This window comes from Halorubellus litoreus (assembly GCF_037081675.1).
Taxonomy (GTDB): Archaea; Halobacteriota; Halobacteria; order Halobacteriales; family Natrialbaceae; genus Halorubellus; species Halorubellus litoreus.
Genome location: NZ_JAZAQL010000001.1, coordinates 1,201,827 through 1,216,698, shown reverse-complemented (window position 1 = coordinate 1,216,698; position 14,872 = coordinate 1,201,827). Strand labels below are relative to the sequence as shown.

The 14,872-nt window shown below is 68.1% G+C and carries 14 protein-coding genes; 10 read left to right on the top strand and 4 right to left on the bottom strand.

The features are described from left to right. Nucleotides 1-166 precede the first annotated feature (166 nt). The 5 genes from VYJ16_RS06110 (at nt 167) to VYJ16_RS06090 (ending at nt 3,833) form a co-directional block, all read left to right on the top strand. Entirely contained in the window at nt 167-736 is a 570-nt protein-coding gene (locus tag VYJ16_RS06110; RefSeq protein WP_323674213.1) for a TATA-box-binding protein, read from the top strand. Between the two features lie 132 nt (nt 737-868). Continuing rightward, on the top strand, nt 869-2,290 hold the full coding sequence (locus tag VYJ16_RS06105) for a PQQ-binding-like beta-propeller repeat protein (RefSeq protein ID WP_336349410.1): 1,422 nt from the start codon (nt 869-871) through the stop codon (nt 2,288-2,290). After that, nucleotides 2,290-2,913, top strand: coding sequence for a PH domain-containing protein (locus VYJ16_RS06100; RefSeq protein ID WP_336349409.1), 624 nt, complete (start codon nt 2,290-2,292; stop codon nt 2,911-2,913). The genes VYJ16_RS06105 and VYJ16_RS06100 overlap by 1 nt, the downstream gene beginning before the upstream one ends. A 92-nt stretch (nt 2,914-3,005) precedes the next feature. After that, nucleotides 3,006-3,380, top strand: a complete 375-nt coding sequence (locus VYJ16_RS06095) for a DUF7473 family protein (protein WP_336349408.1) — start codon at nt 3,006-3,008, stop codon at nt 3,378-3,380. Nucleotides 3,381-3,482: 102 nt separating this feature from the next. Further along, nucleotides 3,483-3,833 carry a hypothetical protein gene (locus tag VYJ16_RS06090; protein WP_336349407.1) on the top strand — a complete coding sequence of 117 codons (351 nt, stop codon included), beginning with the start codon at nt 3,483-3,485 and terminating at the stop codon, nt 3,831-3,833. Between the two features lie 112 nt (nt 3,834-3,945). On the opposite strand, the gene hisG is transcribed toward VYJ16_RS06090, so the two are convergent. After that, nucleotides 3,946-4,794 (bottom strand): ATP phosphoribosyltransferase, encoded by an 849-nt coding sequence (gene hisG / locus VYJ16_RS06085; protein ID WP_336349406.1) that lies wholly within the window; start codon nt 4,792-4,794, stop codon nt 3,946-3,948. Between the two features lie 373 nt (nt 4,795-5,167). Here hisG and VYJ16_RS06080 point away from each other — a divergent pair, with 373 nt between their 5' ends. Together VYJ16_RS06080 and VYJ16_RS06075 are read left to right on the top strand one after the other, a co-directional pair. Then, entirely contained in the window at nt 5,168-6,454 is a 1,287-nt protein-coding gene (locus VYJ16_RS06080) for an amidohydrolase (RefSeq protein WP_336349405.1), read from the top strand. Nucleotides 6,455-6,828: 374 nt separating this feature from the next. Continuing rightward, a complete protein-coding gene (locus tag VYJ16_RS06075; protein WP_336349404.1) occupies nt 6,829-7,575 on the top strand; it encodes a hypothetical protein in 747 nt (248 codons plus the stop codon). Between the two features lie 315 nt (nt 7,576-7,890). Here the strand turns inward: VYJ16_RS06075 and VYJ16_RS06070 are convergent, their stop codons facing one another. Further along, complete coding sequence (locus VYJ16_RS06070; RefSeq protein ID WP_336349403.1) at nt 7,891-10,323, bottom strand: PAS domain S-box protein; 2,433 nt, start codon at nt 10,321-10,323, stop codon at nt 7,891-7,893. A gap of 165 nt (nt 10,324-10,488) precedes the next feature. Between VYJ16_RS06070 and VYJ16_RS06065 the strand changes: the two genes are divergently transcribed. Continuing rightward, nucleotides 10,489-11,037 carry a hypothetical protein gene (locus VYJ16_RS06065; protein WP_336349402.1) on the top strand — a complete coding sequence of 183 codons (549 nt, stop codon included), beginning with the start codon at nt 10,489-10,491 and terminating at the stop codon, nt 11,035-11,037. A gap of 96 nt (nt 11,038-11,133) precedes the next feature. After that, nucleotides 11,134-12,417 carry an adenosylhomocysteinase gene (locus VYJ16_RS06060; protein ID WP_336349401.1) on the top strand — a complete coding sequence of 428 codons (1,284 nt, stop codon included), beginning with the start codon at nt 11,134-11,136 and terminating at the stop codon, nt 12,415-12,417. A gap of 158 nt (nt 12,418-12,575) precedes the next feature. Here VYJ16_RS06060 and VYJ16_RS06055 read toward each other — a convergent pair whose 3' ends face one another. Together VYJ16_RS06055 and VYJ16_RS06050 are read right to left on the bottom strand one after the other, a co-directional pair. Next, nucleotides 12,576-13,163 carry a class I SAM-dependent methyltransferase gene (locus VYJ16_RS06055; protein WP_336349400.1) on the bottom strand — a complete coding sequence of 196 codons (588 nt, stop codon included), beginning with the start codon at nt 13,161-13,163 and terminating at the stop codon, nt 12,576-12,578. Nucleotides 13,164-13,290: 127 nt separating this feature from the next. Continuing rightward, the gene (locus tag VYJ16_RS06050) at nt 13,291-13,899 is read right to left on the bottom strand and encodes a hypothetical protein (protein WP_336349399.1); all 609 of its coding nucleotides are present in this window, start codon (nt 13,897-13,899) and stop codon (nt 13,291-13,293) included. A gap of 254 nt (nt 13,900-14,153) precedes the next feature. Between VYJ16_RS06050 and hjc the strand changes: the two genes are divergently transcribed. Continuing rightward, nucleotides 14,154-14,582, top strand: coding sequence for a Holliday junction resolvase Hjc (gene hjc / locus VYJ16_RS06045; protein WP_336349398.1), 429 nt, complete (start codon nt 14,154-14,156; stop codon nt 14,580-14,582). Nucleotides 14,583-14,872 lie beyond the last annotated feature (290 nt).

The window sequence follows — 14,872 nt, the reverse complement described above, 5'->3', positions numbered from 1 at the left end:
CCGTACCTCGCCGTCGCCCAAAAGGCGTTCGAACACCGCCTCAAGTACCCCTTAAGACCGGGTTCGTGCGTGCGAACTCGCCGAGAACCGGGGTGTCGGTCGGTCGCGGCACGTTCACCGCAGCACCAACCTTTATAAGCCTTAAATACGACTTTAAGAGCGAACGATGACCGACGACGACCCCAAGGACACCATCAACATCGAGAACGTCGTTGCCTCCACCGGCATCGGCCAGGAGCTCGACCTCCAGTCCGTCGCCATGGACCTCGAAGGCGCAGACTACGACCCCGAGCAGTTCCCCGGTCTCGTCTACCGGACGCAGGAACCCAAGTCCGCCGCACTCATCTTCCGCAGCGGGAAGATCGTCTGCACGGGCGCCAAGAGCACCGACGACGTCCACGAGAGCCTCCGCATCGTCTTCGACAAGCTCCGCGACCTCAAGATCGACGTGCAGGACGACCCCGAGATCGTCGTGCAGAACATCGTCACGAGCGCGGACCTCGGGCGGAACCTCAACCTGAACGCGATCGCGATCGGCCTCGGCCTGGAGAACATCGAGTACGAGCCCGAGCAGTTCCCCGGCCTCGTCTACCGGCTCGACGACCCCGAGGTCGTCGCGCTCCTGTTCGGCTCCGGGAAGCTCGTCATCACCGGCGGGAAGAAGCCCGACGACGCCCGGCACGCCGTCGACAAGATCGTCTCGCGCCTCGAGGACCTCGGCCTCCTCGACTCCTGACGACGGCCACGCGGCTCCACTCCACCACTTCTCCACGACCGTCGACGACGCAGGACCGACGCCGGCGAGATATTTCTACGGGGAAGATTGAAAATTTTATTCTACTAGGCGCGATTATTCGTTCGCTAAGGCATGTCTGGATTGACTCGTCGACGGGTGCTCGCGACGGCAGCGGGCGGCGCCGTCGGACTCTCGATCGCCGGCGGCGCCGTCGGTGCGTCGACGGCTAGCGACGAACCGACGCCCACGTGGCGGTACGAGGTGCCCGAGGGGAGCATGGCGACGACCGTCCTCGACGACCGCGCCGTCGTCGGCACCGACGACGGCACCGCGTTCGCGGTCGACGTCGCGAGCGGGACGAAGGCGTGGACGAGCGATCTCGGGAGCGCCGCCGTCGCCGCCGCCAGCGACGCCGCGACCGGGACGGTGCTCCTCGGTGGGGAGAGCGGCGACCTGCGAGCGTTCGACGCCCAGTCCGGCGACGCGCGCTGGCGGCGCGCCCTCGATGGCGCAGTCTCCGGGAGCATCGGAGAGGACGGCGCGTTCTTCGTCACCTCGACGTCCGGGACGCTCGCGGTCGTCGACGCCACGTCCGGCGAGGTCCGCTGGCAGCAGTCGGCGCGCTCGTTCGACCGCATCGGTCCCGTGGTCCCGGCGGTCACCGACGACCTCGTCCTCCTCCAGAACAACGGCGGCCTGCTCGCGTACGGCCGCGACGCCGGCGCGAAGCGCTGGTCGGCGTCGATGTCCACGCGCTGGACGCAGAACGTCGTCGCGGTCGCGGACGGGAGCGCGTACGTGACCGGACACGAAGGCCAGGTCGCGAGCGTCGACGTCCGAACCGGCGAGATTGAGTGGGAGCGGTCGGTCGGAACGCGTCTGTCCGGTGCGGTCGCCGACGGCGAGCACGTCTACTTCTGTGACTTCCAGGACGGCGGCGTGTTCGCGCTGCAGGCCGGTGACGGGTCGACGGCGTGGACCGGGTCGGGCGAGGCCGGGACGCCGACGCTCCGGGACGGCACGCTGTACGTGGCGGGCGAGGAGAACGAGACGCAGGTCGTTCGAGCGTACGCGGCCGAGACGGGCGTCGTCGAGTTCGCGCTCGACCTCGGCGACGCGACGTCGCGGACGTGGATGACGCGCCCGGCCGTCGACGGCGACGTCCTCGCGCTCGGCGAGCGGAACCACGTCGGTGCGGCCTTCCTCGGGTACGACCTCTCCGCGAACGAGCGCGAGGGGACGACGACGGCGACGACCGCCGCGGGCGACGACGAACAGTCCGATGGCGCCGACGGGACGCGGTCGTCCTCGGTCGACTCGAGCACGTCGACGTCCGGGTCGACGGACGACCAGGGCACGTCGACGTCGATGGACGGCGAGCGCGACGCGACGCGGACGAGTTCGGCGGACGACGGCCCGACGCGCGGGTTCTTCTCGAACGGCGAGGACGCGAAGTCCCTGGAGGAGTCGGTGTCGACGACGACGCTGAGTCTCCTCATCGGGCTCGTCGGGACGCTCGGCACCATCGCGCAACTCCGCGGAGGTGACGACTGATGGCGCGCGGTCGCCCGGCGGCCGTCGGTGGCCTCATCGCTGCGTTGCTCGCCGCGCTCGGGTTGGGCGTCCAGTTCGACCAGACGCCACTCCCGCCGGGCCTCGGCACGCCCCTCCTGCTCGTCGGCTTGCTCGTGTTCGCGGTCGGCGTGCGCGCGAACCAGCTCGCACCCGAACGACCGACGTACCGCGACGGCGAGGAGGAAGTCCTCCAGTACAACCCCGTGCAGACGCCCGCGATAGCGACCATGGCCCTGGGCGTCCTCGGGTTCGTCGCGACCGGCTACCTGCTGTACTTCACGCGGACGCCGTACGTCTACCCGACGGTCACCGGCCTGGTGGCGCTCGCACTCCTCGTCAGCGGCGGCGCGACCTACTACCGGAACAGCCTGACGACGTACTACGTGACGACCGAGCGCGCCATCCGCGAGTACCGGATGTTCAGCGTCGACCGGTCCGACGTCGACATCGACGCCGTCGGTGGCGTCAACCGCACCGACTCCCGCATCGAACGGCTCGTCGACGCCGGCACCGTCACGATGCGGTCGCCGTCGACGTCCGTGACGTTCCGCAGCATCACCGACCCCGAAACGGTTCGCAACGAGATAGACCAGCTCCGGTGAGCGCGGCTCGCCGCCGCGACCGCTGGCGTCGCCTCCACCCGCCGACTCCGGAAGGGCTGGACTGAAAACCCGTCGGCCCCTCACGTCGAGTGATGGTGCTCTCGCCCGCGCAACTCGACCCGGTCGCCGGTAGCCCGGTCGCGTTCGTCGGTACGTTCCTCGTCGCCGCGGTATTCTACTCGCTGACGTTGTTCGTCGCCGCGCGGTACGTGCTCGGTGACGCGCCACTGAAACGCGCCGTGGTCGTCGGCGTGATTCTCGCGGTCGCGTCGATGCTCCTCCAGCGCTACGAGCCAGCGATCGTCATCGCGGTGACGCTCGGCCTGGACGCGTTCGCGATCTCCGCGGTCTACCGGCTCTCCTGGAAGTCGACGGCGCTCGTCGCGGTCGCGCACTACACGGTCGCCGTCATCGCCGGCATCACGATATTCAACCTCGTCGCGCTCCTCCAGACCGCACCCGTCTGAGCGCGCCTCGCCCGGCGCGCGGTCGCGCGCTCGCCCGGAACGCAGTCACCCGTTCACCCGGAACGCCGGGCTTTTTGTACGGTACCGGCCGTAGGTCGCGCCATGAGTACGTCAGAGGTCGAGATGGACGCTGACGACCGCGCGAAGTTCGCGCGCGGTGGCGTGTTCCTCCTCGTCGGTGGGCTCCTCGTCGTCGCGTTCGCGGTGCTGGGTGTGGAATCGTCGCCGTCGCTGTACGCGGGCCTCGTCGGTGGGTCGCTCGCGCTCGCGGTCGCGGTCGTGCTGTCGAGCGAGCCCGTGGTGCGCGCGGTGTGGTTCGCGCCCGGTGTCGCCGCGGTCGGGATCGCGCTCAGCGACGCGTTCACGCTCTCGGGGATGGTCGTCGGTGGCCTGTTGGTCGCGCTCGGTGTCGTCCAGCTCGTCACCGCCGGCCTCCTCGAGAAGCAGTTCTGAGGACTCGGTGGTGGCGCGCGGTCGAGCGACGGGACGACGTCGGGCGACGTCGTTCGCTCGGGTTACTCGACGAGGCGTTCGCTCGGGTTACTCGACGAGGCGTTCGCTCGGGTTACTCGACGAGGCGTTCGATCTCGGTGACGAGGATGTCGCTCGCGCCCGCTTGCTTCACGCGATTGATGGTCTCGAAGACGTCCGCGTCGTCGACGACGACGTGCACGGCGACCTTGTCGTCGCCGGCGACGTCCATCACGGTCGGGCCCCCCATGCCGGGGATGACGTCGCGGATGGCGTCGAGGTTCTCGCGGTCGGCGTTCATCATCAGGTAGCGTTTGCCGTCGGCGGCGAGGACGCTCGCGAGCGCGGTGCGGACCTGCTCGGTCTTCTCGTCGTCGACGACGTCGCTGCGCGCGAACAACTGGACGCTCGAGGAGAGGACCTCGTCGATTATCGCGAGGCGGTTCACCTGGAGCGTCGTCCCCGTGCTCGTGATGTCGACGATGGCGTCCGCCATGTCGACGTGCGGCGTCAGTTCGGTTGCGCCCGTGACCTCGACGACCTCCGCGTCGATGTTGCGTTCGTCGAAGTACTCGCGGGTGAGTCGCGGGAACTCGGTCGCGACCGTCTTCCCTTCGAGGTCGTAGGGGGTCTCGACGTCGCCGTCCTCGGGTGCGGCGAGCACGAGCCGGCACTCGCCGAACTCGAGGTCGAGTAGCGCTTCGACGTTGTCGTGCCCGGCTTCTTCGGCCTGGTCGAGTCCGGTGATGCCGAGGTCTGCGGCGCCGTCGGCGACGTACTCGGGGATGTCGGCCGCTCGTGCGAACAGCACGGAGACGTCGGGGTCGACGGTGTCCGCGTAGAGTTTGCGGTCGGCGCCGTCCACCACGGGGAGGCCCGCGCGTTCGAGGAGCGAGATCGAGGGGTCGTGAATCCGGCCCTTGTTGGGTACCGCGATGCGCATGCGTCTGCTTGCGGTGGCGTGGGGAATACGCTTTCCCTCGCGGCAGTCGCGCGGTGGCGTGGTTTGCGTTGTCGTGGTTTGCGTTGTCGTGGTTTGCGTTGGGGTGGGAGCGACGGTGGTGCGTCGGCGCGCCCGGACCGCACCGCAGCCACGCCCTCCCCAGCCGACGGCGCCCTCACTGCGTTCGGTCGCCGTCCCTCGCACGATGTCGGCGTCGCGAGGCTCGCCGTCGCTCGCCCCGCGACGCCAGCGCGCGCCAGCCGGTGACTGAGGCGGCCCGAACCGCGACGCGGGGTTTACATGAAACGTAAACCCCGGCGTGGTCGCAGTCAGGATGGGAACGCACATGCCTCGGGGTGCAAAAGCGAGTGGCATGAGTACGCTCTGCGTGTCCGGCGGGCGCGTCCTGCTCCCGGACCACGACGTCGTGCGAGCCGACGTGTTGGTCGACCGGGACGAGGGAACGATTCTGGCGGTCGACGAGGACCTGGACGGCGACGAGACGCTCGACGCTGACGGCTGTCTCGTGCTGCCGGGGCTCGTGAACGCGCACACGCACGCCGCGATGACGCTCCTGCGCGGGATCGCGGACGACAAGCCCCTGGACGCGTGGCTCCAGGAGGACATCTGGCCCGTGGAGGCGGCGCTGACGAGTGAGGACGTCCGCGCGGGCACCGAACTCGCCGCCGTGGAGATGATTCGAAGCGGGACGACGGCGTTCGCGGACATGTACTTCGAGGTGGACGCGGTCGTCGACGCGGTCGAGCGAGCGGGTCTCCGCGCTCGCGTCGGCCACGGCGTCGTCACCGTCGGGAAGGACGACGACGCGGCGCGCGAGGACGCGAGCGAGTCCATCCGGGCCGCCGAGCGGTTCGACGGTGCCGCGGACGGCCGCGTGTCGACCGCGTTCATGCCGCACTCCCTCACCACGGTCGACCCCGACGTCCTCCGCGAGTACACCGCCGAAGCCCGCGAGGCGGGCGTCCCCGTGCACTTCCACGCGAACGAGACGACCGACGAGGTCGACCCCATCCTCGACGAGCACGACGAGCGCCCGCTCGCCTGGGCGCGAGAACAGGGCCTCCTCGAACCCGAGGACTTCCTCGCGCACGGCGTCCACACCGACGCGAGCGAGCACGACCTCCTCGCCGAAACCGGCGCTGGCGTCGTGCACTGCCCGGCGTCGAACATGAAGCTCGCGAGCGGCATGGCGCCCGTCCAAGACATGCGCGAGGCGGGCGTGACGGTCGCGCTCGGCACCGACGGCGCCGCGTCGAACAACGACCTCGACGTCTTCGACGAGATGCGCGACGCCGCGATGCTCGGGAAGCTCGCCGCCGACGACGCGAGCGCCGTGCCCGCGGACGCCGTCGTCGAGATGGCGACCCAGGGCGGCGCCGACGTCCTCAGTATCGACTCGGGACGCATCGAGGCGGGCGCGAACGCCGACCTCGCCGTCCTCGACCTCGACGCCGCGCACCTCACCCCCCAGCACGACCTCGTCAGTCACCTCGCGTACGCCGCAACCGGCAGCGACGTCCGCCACACGGTCTGCGACGGCCAGGTGCTCATGCGCGACCGCGAACTCACCACGCTCGACGCCGCGAGCGTCCGCGAGCGCGCCAGCGAACACGCGCAGGCGCTCGTCGACCGCGCCTGACGTCGGACGCTCCCGGTGCTCCGCGACCGCGGCTAAGCACCGACGCGAGCGGGAACGGTCGCGTTCGTCGCGCCGACCACCACGAGCGTCAACGCGACCATCAGCAGCGACCCCATCGGTGACGACGCCCCCCGACCACTCCCCTTTCGCATACACCACCTCCTCGTGCGAAGGCAATGAAACGTTCGCTCGCTGACGTGCTCGCCACGAGCGCGCACCCCGTCACCATCGACCCCGTCTCTCCTGGAGACCGGAATTAAACGACGAGAGTCGTTCGTGAACGCCCTAACTTTCTCTGAGGGCGTCTCGTGGAGGTGGTGAACGGAACGAACGAGGTGCCCGGTTTATGCAGGTATCCACGTTGTTACCAGGTGATGCCAGACTCCAGAAAGACCGCGTTGTTCGGCGTGCTCGTGATGCTGGTCGCCGCCGTCGGCCCGATGGTCGGCGCCGCCGCACCCGCAGACACGACAGCGACCACCGCCATCGACGACGACGCCGACTTCGCGATCAGCCCCGACAACGAGACGACCGACGACAATGACTCCGACCTCGACGAGAACGAGTCCGACCTCGACGAGAACGAGTCCGACCTCGACGAGAACGAGACGGACGAAAACGCGACGGACGGGAACGAGACCGAGGACGTGATGGACGGGAACGAGACGAGCTCCGAGGCGGCGATGCAGGAGTTCGTCGCCGGCCTCCAGCGCGTCATCGCGAACGCGACGAACGACACGAACACGACGGCGCCCGGTCGCGTCATCGCGTCGTACGTCGTCGCGAACAACCCCGGGAACGCGCCCGCTCACGCCGGTCCGCCGAACGGGACCCCCGGCGCTAGCGCCGCGAACGAGACGAACGCGTCCGCCGGCGGCCCGCCCGAGGGCACGCCCGGCGCGAGCGCAGGGAACGGCTCCAGCGGCGGCCCGCCGAACGGAACGCCGGGCGGTGCACCGACCGGGAACGAGACCGACGGCGGCGCACCCGGTAACGGCGGCGGGAACGGGAACGGCGGCGGGAACGGGAACGGCCCGAAGCAAGTCACCGCCACGACCACCGTCGCAGCGGACTTCGCGGCGCACGCCGCAGTCGCCGTGACGACGCCGTTCGATTACTGACACCGCACGCAACACACAGGCCCAACCGACCCCCTCACGCCGCCACGCGGTCCCCGCACCCCCGCGGCGTCGCCGCTCCCCCTTGCGACGCCGCTTCTCCCCTCTCGCGACGCACTCCCCCCGCGTCGCGCACACGCTCCAACGACCCGGCAGCGACGCGTCGCCTGCAGCGGCTCACAGGAACCCCGACAGCGACGGCTCCCCACACAGGAAACGGCCGCCTGACGGCGGCCGTATGCTGGTGCAGTCGTCAGAGCACCCGGGAAGCCGACGGGGAAACGGCCGCCTGACGGCGGCCGTATGCTGGTGCGGTCGTCAGTCCGACACGAGCTCTGACTCTTCGCCGCCCTCGGCGGCGCCGGCCGCGAGCGGAAGCCGGACGGTGAACTCCGCGCCACCCTCCGGGCGATTCTCGACGTCGATACCGCCGTCGTAGGACGCCACGAGCTCGCGAACGAGGTACAACCCGAACCCCGTCCCCGGCGAATCGAACCCCTTCTCGCCCTTCTCGAAGATCGCGTCCTGCATCGCCTCGTCGACGCCCGGCCCGTCGTCCGCGACCGCCACCACCGCCTCGTCGCCCTCGACGTGCACCGACACCTCGACCGTCGGCGACGCCGAATCGTTGTGCTGGACCGCGTTCGACAGCAAGTTCTCGAACACCTCCGGCAGCAGGTCGTTCCCGACGACGCGCACGTCCTGCGCCGGGTCGTACGCGACCGTCGCATCGTCGTACGCCTTCCGCGCCTTCTCCACCTCCGCCGACAGGACCGCGTCCAGGTCGACCGGCTCCGTGCGCTCGCCGTCCTCCTCCGTCAACACCTGCATGAACGACCGCATCGTCTCGATGAGGTCCACCATGTCCCGGACGCGCGACTGCACCGTCTCCAGGTGCTCCGCGACCTCCGGGTCGACGTGCCCGGAGAGGAGGCCAGCGCGCGCATCCACGACGTTCATCCCGTTCAGGAGATTGTGCCGGATGATGCGGTTCATGAACTCCAAGCGCTCGCGCTCGTGCTCCAACTGCTGCTCGCGCTCCCGGCGCTCGGTCATGTCCCGCGTCACCTTCAGGAACCCGCGGAGGTCGCCGTCCGCGTCCCGGAGCGCCGTGATGGAGACGTTCGCCCAGAACCGCGACCCGTCCTTCCGGACGCGCCACCCCTCCGTCTCCGTCCGCCCGTGCTCGCGCGCCTCCGACAGCAACCTGGCCGCCTGCCCCGCGTCGCGCGCCGACTCCGGGTAGAACGTCTCCACGTGCTCGCCGAGGACCTCGTCGGGCTCGTAGCCCTTGATCTGGCGCGCCCCACGATTCCAGGACGCCACGTGCCCGTCGACGTCCAACCGGAAGATCGCGTACTCCTCGACGTCACCGACGAGCGACGAGAACTGCTCTCTGGTCTCCCGCAGGGCCTGTTCGCGCTCGTCGCGCTGACGCACTAACTCCAGTTCGTTCCCGACCCAGTTCCCCATCAACTCCATGACCGTCATCTCCCAGTCGTCGACGGGCTCCCCGGGCTCCGGCCCGTAGAACGCGAGCGTCCCGTACAGCTCGCCGTCGACGTGCACGGGCATCCCGACGTACGATTCCATGTCGACGTCCGCGTGAGAGAGAGAGTCCGTGAGTTCAGGCGCCTCCGTGGAGAGGTGCGCGAACCGTTGACTCTCCTCGGTTTCGACGACGCGTCGACACACCGTGTCCGAGAGCGGGTACGTCTCGCCCTCAACGAACGGCCACTCGGGTGGACTCGCCGCCCGGACGTGGAAGTCCTCGCCGTCGGCGCGCGCCAGGAGCGCGAACTCCATGCCGAGTTGCTCGCGGCCGACCTCGAGGAGCGCCGCGATGCGTTCGTCAACGCTCGCGGACCGGTCCAGGAGGATGTCGTGGAGTTCGCGGAGGACGCGCTCGCGGCCCTCGAGTCGCGCCGTCGTCTCCTTCTGTTCCGTGATGTCGGTATAGTGCTCGATGCGTCCGCCCTCGTAGAGCCCGGACTCGATCTGTTGACTCCGATGCTCGATCCATCGTTCTTCGCGGTCGGGACCGGGGAGGATGTGGAACTCGAAGTGCTTCTCGTAGACGTCCGACCCGTACGTCTCTTCGACGAGTCGCTGGAACCGATCGGAGTCCGCGACCGCGGTCGCGTTCTCCTGGAGGACGTCGCGCTTGTCGCGACCGATGACGGCCGACCGTTCGACGCTGAAGTAGTCCTCGATCACTTCGTTCACCCAGACGACGTCGTTGTCGTCGTTCAAGATGATGATACCGACGTTACTGCTGTCGAGGACGTCCTCCGTCATCGACCGGTACCGTTCCTCGCTCCGCTCGAGCTCGCGTCGGTCCTGCGACCGCATCACGCTGTAGATCCCGATGAACGACCCGAGGACGAGGCCGACCGCGGCGTTGCTCGACGCGATCACGCCGAAGTCCGTGCCGGTGTGGTAGAACAACTGGATGCCGAGCACCCACGCCTGGAGCGCGAGCACGCCAGCGCTCACGACGAGACTCCACGTCGCCACCCGGAGGACGTGCTCGCCGTCCCAGTCGTTCAAGTACAACCAGGTGACGACGACGCCGAATGCGACGAGGAGGAGTCCGGGGAAGGTGAACTCGACGAGGGAGATGAGAACCGACGCGCCGTCCCAGACGATGTCGGCGTACACGTCGTACAGTTGCGCGACCGTGACGACGACCCCGAGCGCGAGGAGGACGAAGACGCCGATCCGTCGCTGGAGGTCGTCGCTGATGTCCATATCGTATCATGCGTAGACCGGACCGCAAAGACACCCCACCTAACTGTCTAGCCCCGATACTCTCGTCGTGGGTCGTCGACGCTGTACGCGACCGGCGCCGGTGCGATCGTCACGAAGAAAGGCGGCCCGCGGCATCGACGCCTCGGCCGCACGTACGTGTACGCGATGGCGGTCGTACCGGTCACCGCACTCGAACTGCTCGCGTTCGAACAGTCCCTCCTCCGGATATTCCTCGGGTTCGTCGCCGTGTTCAGCTTCTACTTCGCGTTCTCCGGCTATCGCGTCCTCTCCCGGAAACGCACCATCGACACCCCCGGCACCGTCGACTGGGTGGCCACCGGCCTCTTCGGTGCGTCCGGCGTCGGCCTCCTCGCCATGGGAGCGTGGTTCCTCACCTCCGGGAACCAGTTCGGTCTCGTCATGCTCGTCTTCGGCGGTATCGCGCTCACCACGACCGTGGGCGACGTCCGGCAGTTCCGCGCCACCGACCTCGACCCACGGACGTGGTTCTTCGAGCACCTCAACCGCATGGGTGGCGCGTACATCGCGACCGTCACCGCGGTCGTCGCGACGAACGCGCGCGAGCTCCCGGGCGTCCCCCTGCCCGTGATCTGGTTGCTTCCCGCCGTCATCGGCGGCGCCGCCATCTGGTACGTCTCCCGCCAGTACAAGGCCAAGTTCGAGCCCGGCACCAGCCCGCAGCCCGCGGACTGACCCCTTCGGACGTCGTCGCGCCGCGTCGACTGACCCGCCGCCGCGAACGAATCCGGCTTCGGTAGGGTTTTTGCGTCGCTCCCGCTGGTATCTCGCATGACAGACTATCCGTCGATCACCGCGCAACTCGACGACCCCGATGCCGCCCGCGAGGAGGGCCGTCGGAAGATGGACTGGGCACGCCAGCACATGCCCATCCTGAACGCACTGCGCGAGGACTTCGAAGCCGACCAGCCGTTCGCGGACCAGCGCATCGGCATGGCGATGCACGTCGAGGCGAAGACCGCGAACCTCGTCGAGTTGCTCGCCGACGGCGGCGCGGAGGTGGCCATCACTGGCTGCAACCCGCTGTCGACGCACGACGACGTGAGCGCGGCGCTCGACGCCCACGAGAACATCACGAGCTACGCGAAACGGGGCGTCGACGACGACGAGTACTACGCCGCCATCGAGGCCGTCATCGACATCGAGCCGACCATCACGGTCGACGACGGGATGGACATGGTCGCCGCCATCCACGAGGACTACCCCGAACTCATCGACTCCATCATCGGCGGTGCCGAGGAGACGACGACCGGCGTCCACCGTCTCCGTGCGATGGACGACGACGGCGCGCTCGACTACCCCGTCTTCGCCGTCAACGACACGCCGATGAAGCGACTGTTCGACAACGTCCACGGCACCGGCGAGTCCTCGCTCGCGAGCATCGCGATGACGACGAACCTCTCCTGGGCGGGGAAGAACGTCGTCGTCGCGGGCTACGGCGACTGCGGCCGCGGCGTCGCGAAGAAGGCAAGCGGGCAGAACGCCGATGTCATCGTCACCGAGGTCGAGCCCCGCCGCGCGCTCGAAGCCCACATGGAGGGCTACGACGTGATGCCGATGAGCGAGGCCGCCGAGATCGGTGACGTATTCCTCACCGTCACCGGCAACCGCGACGTCGTCACCGCCGAGCACTTCGAGCAGATGAAAGACGGCGTGCTGCTCGCGAACGCCGGTCACTTCGACATCGAGGTCGACCTCGACGCGCTCTCCGACATGGCCGTCGACCAGTACGAGGCCCGCGACGGCGTCGAAGCGTACGAGATGGACGACGGCCGCCGCCTGAACGTCCTCGCCGAAGGCCGCCTCGTGAACCTCGCCGCCCCCATCGCGCTCGGGCACCCCGTCGAAGTCATGGACCAATCCTTCGGTATCCAGGCCGTCTGCGTCCGCGAACTCGTCGACAACCCCGACGCGTACGACGCCGGCGTCCACGACGTCCCCGACGACCTCGACAAGGAAGTCGCCGAGATAAAATTGGAGGCCGAAGGCGTCGACTTCGACTCGCTGACCGACACCCAGGAAGAGTACATGGGGAGTTGGCAGCACGGGACGTAACTGACCGCACGAGCATACGGCCGCCGCCAGGCGGCCGTTTCCAGCGCTGTGGGATGAACTGACCGCACGAGCATACGGGCGCCGCGAGGCGGCCGTTTCGGGTGATGCGGTGAACGAACTGGCTCTCGTGGGTGGTTTCTGCTTGAAGTCGGCTGGTGTTATCGGGTGGCGATGAGGACGCCGACGGCGTCGGAGACGATCTCGACGTCGGTGAGCGTGAATCCTGCATCCGCGAGGAGGTTGGCGACGGTGCCCATCGGTGGGAGCGTCTCGTAGTCGCTGGGGGACTGCGCTGGTCCGAAACGCATCTTGTCGGCGACGACGACGCACCGCGAGTCCAGCGAGGCGAGTCCGTCGATGGCGGCGCGTAGTTCCTCCTCGCCGCCCTCGTCGTAGGCCATGTACAGCGCGTAGCTTGCGACGACGACGTCGACGGGGTCGTCGACGTTGGGCTCGCGGAACGACCCGTGGTCGAACGAGACGTTCTCGATGCCGTGCTGTTCGGCCTTCTCTCGTGCGTACTGGAGCCACTCGTCGTAGATGTCTCGTCCGACGACGTGGTCGCACTTCGACGCGAGTTCGAGCGCGACGATACCGGTGCCGGTACCGACGTCCACCACCGTATCGTCGGGGTCGATCGGTGCGTGTGCGAGCAGATACGCCAGACACCGCTGGTACGTCTCGTCGTTCTCGCTGTCCGCGTCGTACTCCATCGGCGTGTAGCCATCAGACTCCGTGTTCGTCATTGGCGGGGAATAGGCCGCGTCGAGTGATAAGGGTCTCAAGAGTTATCGCTGACAGGTTCGACCGGCTCGCTCCCTCGATTCGACGCCGCTCCTGAGACTGTTTCTCGGTCGAGGCCGTCGGTCCTGCCTACTGTGGGTTCTCCGAGCGACTGTCGAACAGCGAGGTGAATCGAGTCAGCAGTGCAAGCGCGATGGCGACGGCGAGCATCGGATACTCGACACTGACGACCATCCACTTCAGCGCTTCCGAGGTGTTCATGAGACCGATCAGGACGGTCGCGTACTCGTCGGGGTTCGTGTAGATGAGGACGACCCAGAGGTTCTCCAGCGAATCGAGGAGGCGCGAGACGACCGTCAGCCCCATCCCTATCTTCGGTACCTGAATGAGTCTGTCGTGGCCTGCAAGCGTCTGCAGGGAGACCGAATGAAGCGAGAAGAACAGGAGGAACCCGGCGACGATGAAGACGTAATCGAGGACGGAGAGCAGCATCACCGATTCCATGACCGGCTGGAACGCCTGCAGTATCGCGTCCACTTCCGCGCGGGTCGTCGCAGCCTGCAAGTCCGAAGTCGAGTAGCCGGACGTCTCGATCCGGCGAGTCACCGGCACGAACCCCAGCGCGATCACACCCACGAAGAGACAGAACGACACGGTGGCGACGATACCGTGACGCTTCGCGGAGAGGGCGTCCGCATATCGTTCGAAGGGTCGCAAGAGCGCATCCAGCCGTTGCATACTGGAACCAGACCGTCCTCACGTATCCGTCGTTCGCTCGTTGTCCTCGCGGGCCGGTCTCTCCGTCGAAACGAGGTGACTGAGACGACCAGGTCACTGAGAGACGCCGTGTCTCCAGGGCGACTGCTGGAGCCGAGCGAAACCAGTTGTTTGGACGGTGTCGCTTCAGGTGGGCTGGTGGCTGGTGTTCCGCTCGATTCCACTTCCACCGCGCCATCCGGTGGTTTATACCGGTCGGTGAGTGACTCCTTCGTATGAGCGCGAGTCGGAAGGGGAATCGTCGGGAGCGCGAGCTCGTGAACGCGCTGGACGAGGCCGGGTTCGCGGTGATGCGCGCGCCGGCGTCGGGAGCGGCGACGGACCGCGAGCTCCCGGACGTCCTCGCGGGAAACGGCGACGACTTCTACGCCATCGAGGCGAAGTCGTCGTCCGGGCGTCCCATCTATCTCGAAGGTGAGGAAGTGGAGGCGCTCGTGTACTTCGCGCGGAACTTCGGCGCGAAACCCCGTATCGCGGTGCGGTTCGACCGCGAGGACTGGTACTTCTTCCACCCCGGCGACCTCTACACGACGGACAAGGGCAGCTACAGGGTGAAGAAAGAGACGGCGCTCGCGGAGGGCACGGACTTCGACGAACTCGTCGGCGACACCGAGCGGACGAGCATCGGCGACTTCGACGGGTAACGACCGCGGCATCGCTGTCGCTGGTTCGAGTGGCGAGCAGGCGGCCCCGGCCCGCTAGCACCCGCGAGGAACGGCCGCCAGACGGCGGCCGTACGTTCGTGCGGGCAGTTTTCTCGCCGCGTGGACCGCGCTCCCGTCTCGGCGACGGCGAGACGTCTCGTTCGAGGACGTCGACGCTCGCCGCGTTCTCGTACTTGAACCGACGGACGAGCGCCGTGGCTATCGGCGTGTTCGGAACGTGGGATGACAGGGGCCGAGAGGCCCAGAGTGCCCGCGGCGCGGCCGTGACT